This window comes from Kitasatospora sp. NPDC088783, assembly GCF_044750705.1.
GTDB classification, from domain to species: Bacteria; Actinomycetota; Actinomycetes; order Streptomycetales; family Streptomycetaceae; genus Kitasatospora; species Kitasatospora fiedleri.
In genome coordinates, this window is sequence record NZ_JBIVKJ010000007.1 from 305,503 (window position 1) to 321,384 (window position 15,882).

General features: G+C 75.6%; 11 protein-coding genes and 1 other RNA gene. 6 read left to right on the forward strand and 6 right to left on the reverse strand.

Annotated elements, in window-relative coordinates; translation table 11 throughout:
* Positions 1-60 precede the first annotated feature (60 nt).
* Complete coding sequence (locus tag ACIP60_RS21645; protein ID WP_400686800.1) at positions 61-2,025, reverse strand: alpha/beta hydrolase family protein; 1,965 nt, start codon at positions 2,023-2,025, stop codon at positions 61-63.
* Between the two features lie 1,976 nt (positions 2,026-4,001).
* Here ACIP60_RS21645 and ACIP60_RS21650 point away from each other — a divergent pair.
* The 3 genes from ACIP60_RS21650 to ACIP60_RS21660 are packed head-to-tail and all read left to right on the forward strand — an operon-like array spanning position 4,002 to position 6,856.
* Complete coding sequence (locus ACIP60_RS21650) at positions 4,002-4,838, forward strand: Nif3-like dinuclear metal center hexameric protein (protein ID WP_400686802.1); 837 nt, start codon at positions 4,002-4,004, stop codon at positions 4,836-4,838.
* 37 nt (positions 4,839-4,875) lie between these two features.
* A complete protein-coding gene (locus ACIP60_RS21655; RefSeq protein ID WP_400686804.1) occupies positions 4,876-5,619 on the forward strand; it encodes a zinc ribbon domain-containing protein in 744 nt (247 codons plus the stop codon).
* A gap of 4 nt (positions 5,620-5,623) precedes the next feature.
* Positions 5,624-6,856: a bifunctional RNase H/acid phosphatase gene (locus ACIP60_RS21660; RefSeq protein WP_400686806.1), complete on the forward strand. Its 1,233-nt coding sequence runs from the start codon at positions 5,624-5,626 to the stop codon at positions 6,854-6,856.
* A 46-nt stretch (positions 6,857-6,902) separates the two neighbouring features.
* On the opposite strand, the gene yaaA is transcribed toward ACIP60_RS21660, so the two are convergent.
* A complete protein-coding gene (gene yaaA / locus ACIP60_RS21665) occupies positions 6,903-7,700 on the reverse strand; it encodes a peroxide stress protein YaaA (protein ID WP_400686808.1) in 798 nt (265 codons plus the stop codon).
* 168 nt (positions 7,701-7,868) lie between these two features.
* Between yaaA and ACIP60_RS21670 the strand changes: the two genes are divergently transcribed.
* From ACIP60_RS21670 to rnpB, 3 genes are all read left to right on the forward strand, one after another.
* The gene (locus ACIP60_RS21670; RefSeq protein ID WP_400686810.1) at positions 7,869-9,323 is read left to right on the forward strand and encodes an RNB domain-containing ribonuclease; all 1,455 of its coding nucleotides are present in this window, start codon (positions 7,869-7,871) and stop codon (positions 9,321-9,323) included.
* An 89-nt stretch (positions 9,324-9,412) separates the two neighbouring features.
* Positions 9,413-10,876: an MFS transporter gene (locus ACIP60_RS21675; RefSeq protein WP_400686812.1), complete on the forward strand. Its 1,464-nt coding sequence runs from the start codon at positions 9,413-9,415 to the stop codon at positions 10,874-10,876.
* A 102-nt stretch (positions 10,877-10,978) separates the two neighbouring features.
* An RNA gene (gene rnpB / locus ACIP60_RS21680) (RNase P RNA component class A) lies at positions 10,979-11,379 on the forward strand.
* Between the two features lie 70 nt (positions 11,380-11,449).
* Here the strand turns inward: rnpB and ACIP60_RS21685 are convergent.
* The 4 genes from ACIP60_RS21685 to ACIP60_RS21700 form a co-directional block, all read right to left on the reverse strand.
* Complete coding sequence (locus ACIP60_RS21685; protein ID WP_400686814.1) at positions 11,450-12,838, reverse strand: ABC transporter substrate-binding protein; 1,389 nt, start codon at positions 12,836-12,838, stop codon at positions 11,450-11,452.
* Positions 12,839-12,969: 131 nt separating this feature from the next.
* The gene (locus tag ACIP60_RS21690) at positions 12,970-13,863 is read right to left on the reverse strand and encodes a carbohydrate ABC transporter permease (protein WP_400686816.1); all 894 of its coding nucleotides are present in this window, start codon (positions 13,861-13,863) and stop codon (positions 12,970-12,972) included.
* On the reverse strand, positions 13,860-14,771 hold the full coding sequence (locus ACIP60_RS21695) for a carbohydrate ABC transporter permease (RefSeq protein ID WP_400686818.1): 912 nt from the start codon (positions 14,769-14,771) through the stop codon (positions 13,860-13,862). The genes ACIP60_RS21690 and ACIP60_RS21695 overlap by 4 nt, the downstream gene beginning before the upstream one ends.
* Positions 14,772-15,042: 271 nt before the next feature.
* Entirely contained in the window at positions 15,043-15,672 is a 630-nt protein-coding gene (locus tag ACIP60_RS21700; RefSeq protein WP_400686820.1) for a response regulator, read from the reverse strand.
* Positions 15,673-15,882 lie beyond the last annotated feature (210 nt).

Below are 15,882 nucleotides of genomic sequence, written 5' to 3' on the forward strand. Positions count from 1 at the left end.
GGGACGGAGGAGTGAGGACGAGGGACGGGGAGGGTGACGGCGACGGCGGCGGGGGCGGCGTCAGGCCGGGCGGCCGGTGCGCAGGAAGACCGCCAGCAGCTCGTGCAGGACGGCCGAGCCCTCCTCGGCGAGCAGCTCGTGCCCGGCCCCGGCCGCCTCCACGTAGCGGAAGTCGGCGCCCTCCAGCCGCCCCAGCCGCAGCAGTTCGCGGCGCAGCAGCCGGGACTGCCCGACCGGCACCACCTCGTCCCGGTCGCCGTGCACCACCAGCAGCGGCGCGGGCAGCAGGTGGGCCACCCGCAGGACGTCGCGCGGACCCCGGGCGTCCTCGACGCCGAGGTCGCCGCCGAGCCGGGCGGTCAGCGCCCGGACGGGCGCGCCGGCCTCGGCCAGCAGGTGGCGGCCGGAGAGGAACGGGGCCACCACCGCGCAGCGGGCCACCGACCCCGCCGGGGCGTGCGCCGTCGCCAGCAGTGCCAGGAACGCGCCGTAGCTCACCCCGAACAGGGCCGGCGGCTCCAGGCCCAGCGCCGCCCGCTGCCCGGCGACGCGCTCCAGCAGGGCCAGCACGTCCTCCAGGTCCGGCCCGCCCCACGCGCCGTGGATCGCCGCCGCGTACTGCGGGCCGTACCCCGTCGAGCCGCGCTGGTTCGGGGCCAGCACCGCCAGGCCGTCCGCCGCCATCCGTTGCAGCGCCGGGTCGAACTCCAGCCGCCAGGCGTCCGCCGGGCCGCCGTGCAGGGCCAGCACCAGGTGGGGCGCGGACAGCCAGGACTCGCCGCCGTACACCACCGCCTCGATCGGACCGGCCGGGCCCGCCAGCTCCAGGCACTGCGCCGACCGCCACCGGCCGCCGTCCCCGGGCGGGGCCGACCCGTCCAGCCGCCAGCCCGCCCCTGCTGCCGTCGGCGCGGGCGCGTGCGTGTGCACCGGCGCTGTCGTCGGACCCGGACCCGCTTGCGGCGCACCGCCGTTGAGCGGGGCCAGCGTCAGTGGCAGCGCCATCGGGGCGCTCCCCGTGCGCGGCTCGGCGGCCAGCAGCGCCGCCACGTCCAGGGTGGCCAGCGCCGCCGGGCGGTCCGGCGCCGAGTACGGCATCCGCAGGCCCGCCGCCGACCAGTGCCCGACCCCGCCCAGCCGCCCCGGCGGCACCGGCAGCGGACGCAGCCGCTTCTCGCCCGCCCGCCACAGCACCAGCGCGGACGCCGCGCCGTGGTCCACCTGGAGCACCACCTGAGGCTCCGCGTCCGGCCGCCCCGGTGCCGTGGCCACCGGCCGCAGCAGCCGATCCGGCCGGTGCAGGCAGTCCGGGAAGCGCACCGGCTCCGCGCCGCCGATCAGCCCCCAGCCGAGCCGGTCCCGGCCCGGGGCGTCGCTGCGCAGCATCCCGAGACCCGACGCCGGGTCGAACAGCACCAGCCGGTCGTTGCTGTCCTCGCCCAGCTCCAACAGCGGGGTGGTGACGCCCTGTTCGAGATCCAGCACGACCGTCCGCAACCGGCCCCCGGCCAGCCGGTCCAGGGCCAGCAGCCGCCCCGCCGCGTCCAGCCACACCCCGCCGCCGTGCACCCCCGGAAACTCCGCGACCGCCCGCGGCGCGGACCCGTCCGCGGCCAGCAGCCACACCGAGGTCGCGGGCCGGGCGTCCGTCCCCACCAGCACCGCGACCGGCCCCGCCCCGGACACCGCCGCCCCCGGCAACGCGAGCATCCGCAGCGCCGGCAACCGGACGTCCGCCAGCGGCACTTCCTCCGACTCCCCGGCCGCCAGCAGCACCACCACGTGCCCCTCCCCGGCAGGCCGACACACCAACACCCGGCCGTCCGACAGCGCCACCACCTGCGCACGCAGACCCTGGGCGAACGGCAACCCGGTCGGCACGGCGGGCCCGTCGTCAGGCAGCCGCCAACTCTCCACGTACCAGCCGCCGTCGGCCCCGGCCGCGAGGCACGCGGCGTGCGAGCCGTCGTGGGCGAAGGCGAAGCCGAAGCGTCGCAGCGCGAGGTGCGTGGTCTGCGTGCTCATCGGGGGCCTTTCGGCAGCGGGCCGGCGGGGTCGGTGGGCCCGGGCGGGACTCTCGGCCTTCCGGGAGGGGGGAGGGGTGGGTGCCGGTCAGGGGCGGGCTGCCGTTCGGGGCCGCCGTGGGCGAGGGTGAAGTCGAACTGTCGCAGCGCGAGGTGCGTGGTCTGCGTGCTCATCGGGGGCCTTTCGGCAAGGGTCCGTCCGGCGCGGTCAGTGGTTCCGGGCGGGACTCTCGGCCTTTCGGGAGGGCGTGGGGGCGGGCTGCCGTTCGGGGCCGCCGTGGGCGAAGGCGAAGCCGGACTGTCGCGGCGCGGGATGCGTGCTCGTGGGGGGCCTCTCGGCAGCGGGCCGACGGGGTCGGTCGCCCAGGGCGAGGCTCTCGGTCCTCCGGGAAGGAGCAGCGGCGGGTGCCGGTCAGGGTGGGCTGCGGTCCGGAGCGGCCCGGACATGGCAGGGGGAGAGGTCACGCAGCGCGACGCCGCGCCGGTGGGCCCGTTCCAGCGGGGCGAGCAGGGCGGGCGTGAACGGCCCGGCCCCGGCCCGCGGCCACTCGGCCGGTTCGGGACCCGGTCGGCCGGAGCCCGAACGGACAGCCGGAGCCCGAACGGACAGTCGTTCCTGGACCTGGACCTGGGCCGGTACGCCGGGCGGCCCGGCCGGGGGGTGGGCCCGGGGGACGAGGCCGCTGCCGGTGAGCCGGTCGAGCGGCGCGGCCCGTCGGCGCGGCTCGGTCGACCTCGACGTGTGCCCCCTCGGGGGAGCGCCGGTGGCCCGGCCGGGGGACGAGGCCGCTGCCGGGGCGCACCCCACCCTCGACGTCCGGTCCCGGTGGCCTTCCAGCAGGCCACCGCTGCGCCGGGCGCAGGTGTCCGGCCGTCGTCACCCACACCGCGTACGCCTTCGAAGCAGCCGCCGCGCCGGGTGCCGGGCCCGGGGACGGGAGCGGTCCGGTCTGCCGCCGGTGGTCGATCCCGCCCCCTCGACGGGGTCGGCCACCCGGGGTGGTCGACGGTCGGGCAGGTGCTCGCCCGGGCCGCCGTCGCCGAGCATCGCGCCGCGGTGGTGCCCCGCCCGGCCGCCCGGCCGGTGGCGGCGGGCGGTGGAGGTCGCCGGTCCGGGAATTCCGGCGGTGGCCGGACGGATTTCCGCAGCGATCCGCCGGAATTGCCCGCGGTCACCGCCGCCGTCGCCGATCCAGGCAGTGCCGAATTCCCCGGACGATTTCCGCGCGCCGTCGTGCGCATTGTCGTCACGCGGAATTCCCCGGTCGGCGGCGGCCGAGGCGACCGCGCAGCGCACCTCGACCGCCGCCGGGGAGGCCGCGCCGACGTCCCACCCCCGACCCCACCTCCGACCCCGGCCACGGTCCCGGGCCCGACCCCGGGGCTCGCGGCCGGGCGGCCGGACCGTGCGGCAGGGGCCCCCGGCCGCGACCGTCCGGTCGCCGCCGCCTCCCCGGGCCCTGCCGCCGGTCGCGGTCGCCCGTGCCACCTCCACCGACGTGCCGTCCACACCCGGCTCGTCGTCGACCGGACCCGGCCCCCCTGTCGTGCGCGGCGGTGTGTCCGCCCCCATCTGCTCCACACCCCTTCGCGGTGGACTCGACCGAACGGCCTGCGGAAGTCACGGGAGGCTCGGCGGCGCCCGCCGAATTCCTGGCGGAATTCCGGCCGGTCGCCTTTTTCGACCCCCCCGGTCGAGCAACTCCCGTTCGCAGGACTAGAAGTTACTTTCGGGGCGGGTGTGACTCAACACCGGCCGGGTCACTTCACCCGTAAGGGTGATCGGGTGCGGTTTCCGCCTGCGCCCGGCCGGTCCGGTGCGCCCGGGGAGCGGCGGGCGGCGAACGGTTCGGGGGCGACGGGCCGCCCGCCGCGGCGCCCCGCCGCCCGGTTGACGCGCAGGTGTACGACGGCGGCGGCCGGTCCGCATCCGGGAGCGGGGCCGGGCCGGGCCGCGGCACGCGGTAGTCTCGACAGGTGCCGAAACTGTCCGACGTCATCGCCGTGCTCGAAGAGGTCTACCCGCCGCAGTGGGCGGAGTCCTGGGACGCGGTGGGCCTGGTCTGCGGCGATCCCGGGGCGGAGGTGCGCCGGGTGCTGTTCGCCGTCGACCCCGCGCAGGCCGTGGTGGACGAGGCCGTCGAGTGGGGCGCCGACCTGCTGGTCACCCACCACCCCCTCTACCTGCGCGGCACCACCACGGTCGCCGCGACCGGCGCCAAGGGCCGGGCCGTGCACACCCTGATCAAGCACGACGTCGCCCTGCACGTCGCGCACACCAACGCCGACCACGCCGCCCCCGGCGTCTCCGACGCCCTCGCCGAGGCCGTCGGACTGAAGGTCACCGGCCCGCTGGTGGCCGACCCGACCGACCCGGCGGGCCGCCGCGGCAGCGGCCGGATCGGCGAGCTCCCGCAGCCGATGACGCTGGCCGCGTTCGCCGCGCAGGTCGCCGCCGGCCTGCCCGCCACCGCCGCGGGCGTCCGCGCCGCCGGCGACCCGGAGCGGCTGGTCCACCGGGTCGCGGTCTGCGGCGGTGCCGGCGACTCCTTCCTGGCCGAGGCCCGCCGGGCCGGCGTGGACGCGTACGTCACCGCCGACCTGCGGCACCACCCGGCCTCCGAGGCCGTCGAGGCGGCCCCGGTCGCGCTGGTCGACGCCGCGCACTGGGCCACCGAGTGGCCCTGGCTCGCCCTGGCCGCCCGCGAGCTCACCGACCGCGCCGACCGGCGCGGCTGGCCGCTGGAGACCCGCGTCTCCACCCGGGTCACCGACCCGTGGACGGCGCACGCGCCGATGCCGTACGCCCCCTGACCTTCCCCGCCGAACCAACTCAACAGGAGCCCGCCGCGTGAACGCCGCGCCCGCCGACCAGATCCGCCTGCTCGACCTGCAGGCCATCGACTCCCGCCTCGACCAGCTGGCCCACCGGCGCCGCACCCTGCCCGAGCACGCCGAGATCGACAAGGCCGCCGCCGACCACACCGCCCTCAAGGACCTGGTGGTCGCCGCCCAGGCCCAGTTCGGCGACACCACCCGCGAGCAGACCAAGGCCGAGGCGGACGTCGAGCAGGTCCGCTCCCGGGCCGCCCGCAACCAGCAGCGGATGGACTCCGGCGCGGTCACCTCCCCCCGGGACCTGGAGAACCTCCAGCACGAGAACGTCTCGCTGGCCAAGCGCCAGGGCGACCTGGAGGACATCGTCCTGGAGGTGATGGAGCGCCTGGAGTCCGCGCAGACCCGGGTCACCGAGCTGACCGCCCGCCTGGAGCACTCCTCCGTGGTGGTCGCCGAGGCCGAGGGCCGCCGGGACGCCGAGTTCGCCGAGATCGACGCCGAGGCCGACAAGGTCCGCCGCGACCGCGAGGCCATCGCCAACGTCATCCCCGCCGACCTGATGAAGCTCTACCTGCGCCTGCGCGAGCAGCAGGGCGGCACCGGCGCGGCCCGCCTCTACCAGCGCCGCTGCGAGGGCTGCCGCACCGAGTTCTCGATCACCGAGTTCAACGCGATCAAGGCCGAGCCCGCCGACAAGGTGCTGCGCTGCGAGAACTGCGGCCGCATCCTGGTCCGCACCGGCGAGTCGGGCGTCTGACCCGGTGGCGGGCACCAGGTACGTCGTCGAGGCCGACGGCGGCTCCCGGGGCAACCCGGGGCCGGCCGGCTACGGCGCGGTGGTCCGGGACGCCGACACCGGGCGCATCCTGGTCGAGGCCGCCGAGTACATCGGCCGCGCCACCAACAACGTCGCCGAGTACCGGGGCCTGATCGCCGGGCTGCGGGCCGCCCGCGACCTCGACCCGGACGCCCGGGTCGAGGTCCGGATGGACTCCAAGCTGGTCGTCGAGCAGATGTCCGGGCGCTGGCAGGTCAAGCACCCCGACATGCGTCCGCTGGCCGCCGAGGCCCGCGCCGTCCTCCCGGCCGGGAACGTCACGTACGAGTGGATCCCGCGCGAGCGCAACAAGGACGCCGACCGGCTCGCCAACGAGGCGATGGACGCCGGGAAGCAGGGCCGCCGGTGGGAGCCCGCCCCCCGGGCCGCCGCGCCCGTGGCCGAACCCGCGCCCGTGCCCGCCGCACCCGTGCCCGCCGCACCCGCACCCGACGTGCCCGCGTCCGCCGTCGCGCCCGTGTCCACCGCGGCGGACGAACCGGTGCCCGCCGCGTCCGCCCCCCGGGCCGGCTGGGCCGGGCCCGCCGACCTCGGCACCCCCACCACCCTGGTGCTGCTGCGGCACGGCGAGACCCCGCTCACCCCGCTCAAGCGCTTCTCCGGCAGCACCGGCAGCGACCCGGGCCTGTCCGAGAAGGGCCGCTGGCAGGCCGAGCGCGCCGCCGACTCGCTGGCCGCCCGCGGCACCGTGCAGGCCGTGGTGGCCTCCCCGATGCTGCGCACCCGGCAGACCGCCGAGGCCACCGCCCGCCGGCTCGGCCTGGAGGTGCGGATCGAGGAGGACCTGCGCGAACTCGACTTCGGCGACTGGGAGGGGCTCACCTTCGCCGAGGTGGGGGAACGCCACCCCGCCGACCTCACCACCTGGCTGGGCTCGCCCGAGGCCGCGCCCACCGGCAGCGCCGAATCGCTCACCGCGCTGGCCGACCGGGTCGCCCGGGCCCGCGACCGGATCACCGCCCGGTACTCCGGGCAGACCGTGCTGGTGGTCTCGCACGTCAGCCCGATCAAGACCCTGGTCCGGCTGGCCCTGGGCGCCCCGCCGGACGCCGTGCACCGGATGGAGCTGTCCCCGGCCTCGCTCTGCGCCGTCCAGTACTACCGCGACGGCAACGCCTCGCTGCGGCTGCTCAACGACACCTCCCACCTGCGCTGACCGCCTGCGCTGACCACCGGCGGTGACCGGCCGCCGGGCCGGGACGTCAGTGGACGTCCGCCACCACCACGTCCAGCTGCCACGGCTTGCGCCCGGTGCCGCGCGCCGAGACCTCCACCCGGTAGCCCGACTGCTCCAGCGCGTCCACCAGTTCGCCGGGCGCGGCCGGTTCGTGGCCGGCCGCGAGCAGGTCGCGCACCAGCCGGCCCTTGGTGGCCTTGTTGAAGTGCGACACCACCGAGCGCCTCAGCACCCCGTCCACCTCGCGCTCCTGCAGCACCCGCACCGTCACCGTCCGGCCCGCCAGTTCCCCGGCGGGCTTCCACGCCGCCGCGTACGCCGAACTGCGCAGGTCCAGCACCAGCCCGTCCGCGACCTCCGGCAGCACCCCGTCCAGCACGCCCCGCCAGTACGGGCCGAGCGCGCCCAGCGGCGGCAGCCTGACGCCCATCGAGCAGCGGTAGGGCGGGATCCGGTCGCCGATCCGCACCGCCCCCCACAGCCCGGAGAACACCAGCAGCGAACGCTCGGCCCGGGCGTACGCGGCCTCGTCCAGCTTGGCCAGCCCCAGGTTGTCGAACAGCACCCCCGTGTACACCTCGCCCGCCGGACGCGCCCCCGCCGTGAGCAGACCCGCGTTCTTGCCGACCTCCCCGCGCAGCCCCTTGCTCAGCCCCAGCACCTCGGCGGCCCGCTCACCGTCCCCCGCGCACAGCTCCACCAGCGCGTCGAGCACCCGCCGCCGGGCCCCGGTCAGCCCCGGCAGCGACAGCCCGCCCAACTCCACCGGCGCACCCGCCTCCGGCGCGGCCTTCCCCTCCGACGGCGGCAGCAGAACCAGCACGGCGATCCTCTTTCAACAAGCTGTGGCACCCGAACCCGACCACCCTAACGACCCGCCCACCCGCGCCCCGAATCCCGCCGCGCCCGCGCGGCCCCCGCCGCCAATCCCCGTGCGCCACAACCTGTTTCCGGTACGACTTTTGCGCCGCCACGCCTTACGCTGCTGAGCATGCCGCGCCGACACCTCAGCGTCCGGGCCGCCCAGACCGCCAGGATCAACACCGAACTCGCCGACCTCAGGACCCGTCTGGAGATCCGCACCGACTGGCCCCCGGAGGTGCTCGCCGAGGCCGACCGGGCGGCCTCGCTGCCCCGGCTGCCGGAGTTCGACGCCACCGACCTCGACCTGTTCACCCTCGACCCGCCGGACTCCCGCGACCTCGACCAGGCCATGCGGCTCTCCCGCCGGGGCAGCGGCTACCGGGTGCACTACGCGATCGCCGACGTCGGCGCGTACGTCACCCCCGGCGGGGCGATCGACACCGAGGCCGCGCACCGGGTCCAGACGCTGTACTTCCCGGACGGCAACGTGCCGCTGCACCCCGCCCGGCTCTCCGAGGGCGCGGCCAGCCTGCTGCCCGGCGAACTGCGCCCCGCCCTGCTCTGGCAGCTCGACCTGGACGCCGACGGCGAGCTGGTCCTCGCCGACCTGCGCCGGGCCCGGGTCCGCTCCCGCCGCCGGCTCGACTACGCGACCGTCCAGGACCGGATCGACGCCGGGACCGCCGACGAGCAACTCGCCCTGCTCGCCGAGGTCGGCACCCTGCGCGAGGCCCGGGAGCGGGACCGCGGCGGCGTCAGCCTGCCCATCCCCGAGCAGGAGGTGACCGCCGACGACGGCGGCTACCGGCTCGGCTACCGCGCCCCCCGCCCCGCCGACGGCTGGAACGCCCAGATCTCGCTGCTCACCGGCATGGCCGCCGCCGAGCTGATGCTGGACGCCGGGATCGGCCTGCTGCGCACCCTGCCCGCCGCCCCCGAACCCGCGTACGCCCGGCTGCGCCGCACCGCCGCCGCGCTCGGCGTCGACTGGCCGGAGGACCTGTCCTACCCGGCGCTGATCCGTTCCCTCGACCCGGCCCGCACCGCCGACGCCGCCTTCCTCAACGAGTGCACCGGCCTGCTGCGCGGCGCCGGCTACCGGGCCTTCGACACCGCCCGCGGCACCGCCCCGCCCGCCGACCCGGGCCACGCCGCGCTGGCCGCCCCGTACAGCCACTGCACCGCGCCGCTGCGGCGGCTCGGCGACCGGTACGCGCTGGAGGTCTGCCTGGCGGTGGCGGGCGGCACCGACGTGCCCGGCTGGGTGCGCGACACCCTGCCGCTGGTGCCGGGGCTGATGGAGAGCGGCGACCGGCGGGCCCACGAGGTGGAGCGGGCCTGCGTGGACCTGGTGGAGGCCGAGCTGCTGCGCGGCCGGGAGGGCGAGGAGTTCGAGGCGGTGGTGGTCGACGTGGACGAGCGGCACCCCGCCGTGGGCACCGTGCAGCTGCGCGACCCGGCGGTGGTCGCCAAGTGCGACGCCGCCGACCGGCTGCCGCTGGGCCACCGGGTCACCGTCCGGCTCACCCTGGCCGACCCGGTCACCCGCACGGTGCGCTTCGCGCTGGCGGCCGACGGGTAGCCCCGGGCCCGGGCGGTGTCGCCCCGGGTCCGGGCGGTGGAGCCGGGCGGTTCCAGCCTCGCCTCATGAAATGGTGGGATGATCGGACGGTGAGTCGACCGAGTACCGTGCCGGACCGCCGCCGCAGGCTGCTGATCCTGGCCATCTGCTGCCTCAGCCTGTTCATCGTCGGCCTGGACAACACCGTCGTGAACATCGCGCTGCCCGCCATCCGCACCGACCTGGACGCGCCCGCCTCCGGCCTGCAGTGGGTGATCGACGCCTACACGCTGGTGCTGGCCTCGCTGCTGATGCTCTCCGGCTCGGTGGCCGACCGGATCGGCCGCAAGCGGGTGTTCATGACCGGGCTGGTGCTGTTCGTGCTCGGCTCGCTGCTGTGCAGCCTGGCGCCCGGACTCGGCTGGCTGATCGGCTTCCGGGCGGTGCAGGCGGTCGGCGGGTCGATGATGAACCCGGTGGCGATGTCGATCATCACCAACACCTTCACCGACCGGGCGGAGCGGGCCCGGGCGATCGGCGTCTGGGGCGGCGTGGTCGGCATCAGCATGGCGCTGGGCCCGCTGATCGGCGGCTTCCTGGTGGACACCGCGGGCTGGCCGTCGATCTTCCTGATCAACGTCCCGGTCGGGCTGGCGGCCTGCCTGCTGACCTTCCGCTACGTGCCGGAGTCCCGGGCGTCCCGGCCCCGCCGGCTGGACCCGGTCGGCCAGCTGCTGATGCTGCTGCTGCTCGGCTGCGGCACCGCCGCGATCATCGAGGGCCCGGCGCACGGCTGGACCTCGCCCGGCATCCTGGCCCTGGCGGTGACCGCCGTCGCCGCGCTGGTCGCCTTCCCGCTCTGGGAGCTCCGGGTCGCCGAACCGCTGATCGACCCGCGGTTCTTCCGCAGCGCCCCGTTCACCGGCGCCACCGTCACCGCGGTGTGCGCGTTCGCCGCGCTCGGCGGCTTCCTGTTCCTCAACACCCTGTACCTCCAGGAGGTCCGCCACTACAGCCCGGTGGTGGCCGGCCTGTGGACGCTGCCGATGGCCGGGCTCACCCTGTTCGCCGCCCCGCTCTCCGGCCGGATCGTGGCGGGGCGCGGCCCGCGCCTGCCGCTGCTCGGCGCCGGCGCCGCGATCACCGCCAGCGGACTGCTGCTGACCCGGCTGACCGCCGACTCCCCGGCGCTCCTGCTGCTGCCCGCGTACGCGCTGTTCGGCATCGGCTTCGGCCTGGTGAACGCCCCGATCACCAACTCGGCGGTCTCCGGCATGCCGCTCTCCCAGTCCGGGGTGGCCGCCGCGGTGGCCTCCACCAGCCGGCAGATCGGCCAGTCGCTGGGCGTCGCGGTGATCGGCACCGTGGTGACCAGCGCGGTCGCCTCGGCCGGTGGCTTCGCCCCCGCCACCCACGCCGGCTGGTGGATCGTGACCGGCCTGGGCCTGACCGTCCTGGTCCTCGGCCTGGTCACCACCACCCCCTGGGCGGCCGGCACCGCGGCCCGGGTCGCCGCCCGCTTCGACCGCCTGCCGGACCGCCCCCGCCAGGACGCCGCCGGCCCCGCCCGCTGACCGGCGCGCGGGACCACCGTGCGGGGGTCCCGTGCGGAGACGCCGTGCGAGGGTCCGTGCGGGGGCGTGTCCCGGAGCGGCTACGATGACCAGTACGGCGGACGAGCCGGCCGGGCGGTCGCGTCGGGTCCCTTCGGGGCCCGCCGAGGAACGTCCGGGCTCCACAGAGCAGGGTGGTGGGTAACGCCCACCCGGGGTGACCCGCGGGACAGTGCCACAGAAAGCAGACCGCCCACCGCTCCGGCGGCGGGTAAGGGTGAAACGGTGGTGTAAGAGACCACCAGCGACCGAGGTGACTCGGCCGGCTCGGTAAACCCCACTCGGAGCAAGGTCAAGATCGGTGCCCTCGGGCACCGTGCGCGAGTGTTCGAGGGCTGCTCGCCCGAGCTCGCGGGTAGACCGCACGAGGCTGTCGGCAACGGCAGCCCTAGATGGATGGCCGCCTCCCCCGGCCGCGCGAGCGACCTGGGAGACAGAACCCGGCGTACAGGCCGACTCGTCCGCCGCCCTCCGCCTCCAGGGCCCGACCGCGCACCCGCGGCCGGGCCCTTCGGCGTCTCCCGGCTCCGGGGGTCAGCCGACCGAGGAGTTGTAGCCGTCGATGGCGGGCTGGAGCTCCTTGGCGGCGTCGGCCAGCGCCTGCTGGGCGGTCTTGGAGCCGGAGACGGTCTGCTCGATCGCGGTCTCCACGCCCTTGCGGGCCTGCGGCATCACGCCGAGCAGGCAGCCCGCGGTGGCCGGGGTCGGCTTGGTGGCGGCGAGCTGGTCGATGGCGGTCTGGAACTGCGGGTACTGGGCCACCCACTGCTTGTCGGCGGCGACGTCCAGCGACTTCGTGTTGACCGGGAAGTAGCCGGTGCCGACGTGCCAGGCGGCCTGCTGCTCGGGGGAGGTGAGGAACTTCTCGAACTCCCAGGACGCCCGCTGCTGCGCGTCCGAGTGGCCCGGGCCGGAGACCCAGAGCGAGGCGCCGCCGATGACCGGGCCGCCCTGGTCGCCGGCGGCGGTCTTCGGGAACGGCGCGGTGCCGACGGTGAACTTGGCGGCCTCGGTGTAGCCGCGCAGCACGCCGGTGGACTCCAGGTGCATGGCCACCGTGCCGGCCTTGAACGCGGCCTGCGCGTCGGTGGTCTGCCGGCCGGTGTTGGCCGCGTAGCCGCCCTTGACCAGGTCGGCCCACCACTGGACGATCTCGGCGCCCTTGGCGGTGTCGAAGCCGGCCTTGGCCGCCTTCCCGGTGCGGCCGTTGCCGTTGTCGCAGTACAGCGAGCCGGACTCGGCCAGCAGCTCCTCGACGAACCAGCCGTAGACCGCCGCGCCGAAGCCGTACCGGACGGTCTGCCCGCTGCCGTCCTTCTTCGTCAACCGCTTGGCGAGGTCGCCCAGTTCGGCCAGCGTGGTGGGCGGCTGGGCCGGGTCGAGGCCGACCTCCTTGAAGGCGTCGTCGTTCAGGTACAGCAGCGGCACCGAGGAGTTGAACGGCATCGAGGCGAGCTTGCCGTCCACCGAGTAGTAGTTGCGGATGTTGGGCTGGAGGTCGTCCAGCGCGTAGCCGTCCCGGTCGGCGAACGCCTGGGCCGGGACGGTCTGCCTGGAGTCGATCATGAAGCGGGTGCCGATGTCGTAGACCTGCACCAGCGCCGGGGTGGCCTTCTGCTGCACCGACGCCTTGTACTTGGCGATCAGGTCGTCGTAGCTGCCCTGGAAGACCGGCTTCACCTCGATCTTCCCCTGGTGCGCGGAGTTGAACGCGGACACCAGCGAGGTCAGCGTCTCGGCGTTCTTGCCCGTCATCGAGTGCCAGAACTCGACGGTGGTCACCCCGGACGCCTGGTCGAGCGCGGAGGCGGCGGGCGCGGCGGCGTCACCCGAGGCGCCGCCCCCGGAACCGCCGGAGCTACAGCCCGTCAGGGCCAGGCCGGACACCAGCAGGGCGGCGAGCGCGCGGGCACTCTTCTTCACGGGGCTTCTCTCTTCTACGAGGGTGGGTGCCGGGAGAGTCGAGCGGATGCGGATGCGGATGCGGATGCGGATGCGGGTACGCGGGTGGACCCGGGTGCGGGGCGGGCGTGGGTGCGGTGGCCGGCGGGGCGTCAGCGGACGGCTCCGGCGGTCAGGCCGCGGACGATGAAGCGCTGGCCGAACACCACCAGCGCCAGCGTGGGCAGCAGCGACAGCACCACGCCGGCCAGGATCAGGCCCGGGTCGGCCATCTCCGAGTCGCGCAGCGTGGACAGGCCGATCTGCAGGGTCTGCATCTCGGCGGTGCGGGTGATGATCAGCGGCCAGAAGTACTGGTTCCAGGCGGACAGGAAGACGTAGACGGCGAGCGCCGCCAGCACCGGCCGGTTCAGCGGCACCAGGATCCGCCACAGGAACCGCCAGTGGCCCGCCCCGTCGATCCGGGCGGCGTCCCGCAGCTCGGCCGGGAACTGCCGGAACGACTGCCGCAGCAGGAACGTCCCGAAGCCGGAGGCCAGGAACGGCAGCACCAGCCCGAAGTAGGTGTTGCCCAGGCCCCAGCCGGACAGCGTCAGGTAGTTGGGGATGACCACGGCCTCCCACGGGACCATCAGGGTGGCCAGGAACAGCCCGAACACCACCGCGCGGCCGCGCAGCGGCAGGAACACGAAGGCGTACGCGGCCAGGACCGAGGTGAACAGCTGCGCCGCGGTGATCACGCCCGCCACCAGCACCGAGTTGGCGTACTGGCGGACCAGCGGCACCGCGTGCACCGCGCCGGAGAAGTTCCGCCCGGTGACCGCGTGCGGCACCAGCGCGGGCGGGTACCCGGCGATCTCGTCCGGGCGCATCAGCGCACCGGCGAACACGTAGTAGACCGGGAACAGCACCGTCAGCGCGGCGGCCAGCAGCACCAGGTGGACCACGGCCCTGGCCGGCACCCCGCGCAGGTGGGCGCGGCGCCGGGCGGGACGGGCGGGGGCGGCCCCGGCGGGCGCCCCGGTCTCGGTGCGGGCGGTGGTCATGCGTAGTGCACCTTCCGTTCCAGGACGCCGAACTGGACGGCGGTGCAGGCCAGTACGACCAGCAGCAGCACCACGGCCTGGGCGCTGGCGGTGCCGAAGTCGCTGGAGCCGTAGGCGAACGCCTTCTGGTAGACGGAGTAGACCAGCGTGCGGGTCGAGCCGTCCGGGCCGCCCCGGGTGAGGATGTGGATCTGGCCGAAGCTCTGCAGCGCGTTCACCGTGGAGACCACGACCAGGAAGAACAGGCTGGGCCCGAGCAGCGGCACCGTCACCGAACGGGCCAGCCGCAGCCCGGCGGCGCCGTCCAGCCGGGCGGCCTCGGTGATCTCGGCGGGGATCGCGCCGATGCCCGCCGAGAGCACCAGCACGTTGTAGCCCAGGTTCATCCAGACCGTGGACGCGGCGACCGAGAGCAGCGCGTACCGGGAGTCGGTCAGCCAGCCGACCGGGCCCAGGTGGAACTGCGACAGCAGCCCGTTGAGCACCCCGCTGGCCGGGTTGTAGAGGACCGAGAAGACCACCGAGGCGCTGGCCACCGAGAAGGCGAACGGCAGCGCGAAGGCCGAGCGCAGCAGCCGGACCCCGCGGATCCGGCTCTCCAGCAGCAGCACCAGCAGCAGCGCCCCGAGCACCCCGGGCACCACCGTCAGCAGCACGAACAGGGCGGTGGTGAGCAGGGTGTCGCGGAACTCGGCCGAGGCCAGCAGGTCGGTGTAGTGCCGCAGTCCGACGTAGCGCGAGGGCGCGCCGAACAGGTCGTTGGCGTGCGCGCTGAGGTAGAGGGTGCGCCCGAGCGGATAGCCGATGAACAGGGCGAAGACGGCGACCGAGGGGAGCAGGAACACCCAGGCGAGGCCGTGCTCCCCGAGGCGGCGCGGCGGCGCCTGCGGGGGTGGTGCGGTCGGCATGGGGCGCGTCCGCCTTTCGTGACGTCGGTTCCGGCCAAACCGTGTCGCGCCCGAACGACAGGCCGGCGAGGGGAGGGTGAGCGGAGTGTGGCGCGTTCCTTACGCGTTCGCGTCACACCGGCGGGCCCCGTGTGGTTACCCCTCTCCCGACGCTTCTGCACCTCCCGTCTGTCACCGGATCGTCAGATTCCTTGGCCGGAGCGGCTGTTGGGGCGCGGCCGTCGCCTCGTCGGCCTGTTCTGTTGTCAAGGAGCGGACGGACGGCGGGAGTTCAGCGCAGCAGGCGGCGCTCCTTGGCGATGGCCACCGCACCGGAGCGGGTGTCCACGCCGAGCTTGGCGTAGATCCGGCCGAGGTGGGTCTTGACCGTCGCCTCGCTGATGAACAGCGCCCGGGCGATCTCCTTGTTGCCCAGGCCCTGGCCGAGCTGGTCCAGGATGTCCTGCTCGCGGTCGGTGAGCTGGGGGAGCGGGGAGCGCATCTGGGCCATCACCCGGGAGGCGATCGGCGGGGAGAGCGCGGGCCGGCCCGCCGCCGCGGCGCGGATCGCGGCGAACAGCTCCTCCGGCTTCTCGGCCTTCAGCAGGTAGCCGGTGGCGCCCGCGCTGATCGCCCGGCTGATGTCGGTGTCGGTGTCGAAGGTGGTCAGCACCAGGACGTGGCTCTCCCCGGGCCCGGCGAGCACCCGCCGGGTGGCCTCCACGCCGTCGATCCCGCCGCCCAGCTGGAGGTCCATCAGGACCACGTCCGGCCGGAGGGCGGCGGCCAGCGAGACCGCCTCCTCGCCGGTGCTGGCCTCACCGACCACCTCGATCGCCGGGTCGCTGGACAGCAGGGCCAGCAGCCCGGCCCGGACCATGGCGTGGTCGTCGCAGATGACCAGCCGGACGGTGTCGTTCATGAACCCGCTCCTTCCGTGTTGTCCTCGCCGTGGGGCCCCGGGCCCGGAGGTCGCCCTCGGCCGGGCGCTCCCGGCGACTGACGCTATCGGCCGGGGAGGCCGCCGGGACGGTTGCCGACTCGCCGCCGGGCTGCTGCCGGGCTGACGCCGGGCCGCCGCCGGACTGCCTTCCCGGGCGCGGCCGAGCGCCGCCGCCGGATCGCTGCTCAG

What these genes read in the sequence shown, in the direction of transcription:
- ACIP60_RS21690 (WP_400686816.1), bottom strand. Translation starts at nt 13,863, where the DNA reads ATGACCACCGCCCGCACCGAGACCGGGGCGCCCGCCGGGGCCGCCCCC.
- ACIP60_RS21670 (WP_400686810.1), top strand. Translation starts at nt 7,869, where the DNA reads ATGCCGCGCCGACACCTCAGCGTCCGGGCCGCCCAGACCGCCAGGATC.
- ACIP60_RS21700 (WP_400686820.1), bottom strand. Translation starts at nt 15,672, where the DNA reads ATGAACGACACCGTCCGGCTGGTCATCTGCGACGACCACGCCATGGTC.
- ACIP60_RS21695 (WP_400686818.1), bottom strand. Translation starts at nt 14,771, where the DNA reads ATGCCGACCGCACCACCCCCGCAGGCGCCGCCGCGCCGCCTCGGGGAG.
- ACIP60_RS21645 (WP_400686800.1), bottom strand. Translation starts at nt 2,025, where the DNA reads ATGAGCACGCAGACCACGCACCTCGCGCTGCGACGCTTCGGCTTCGCC.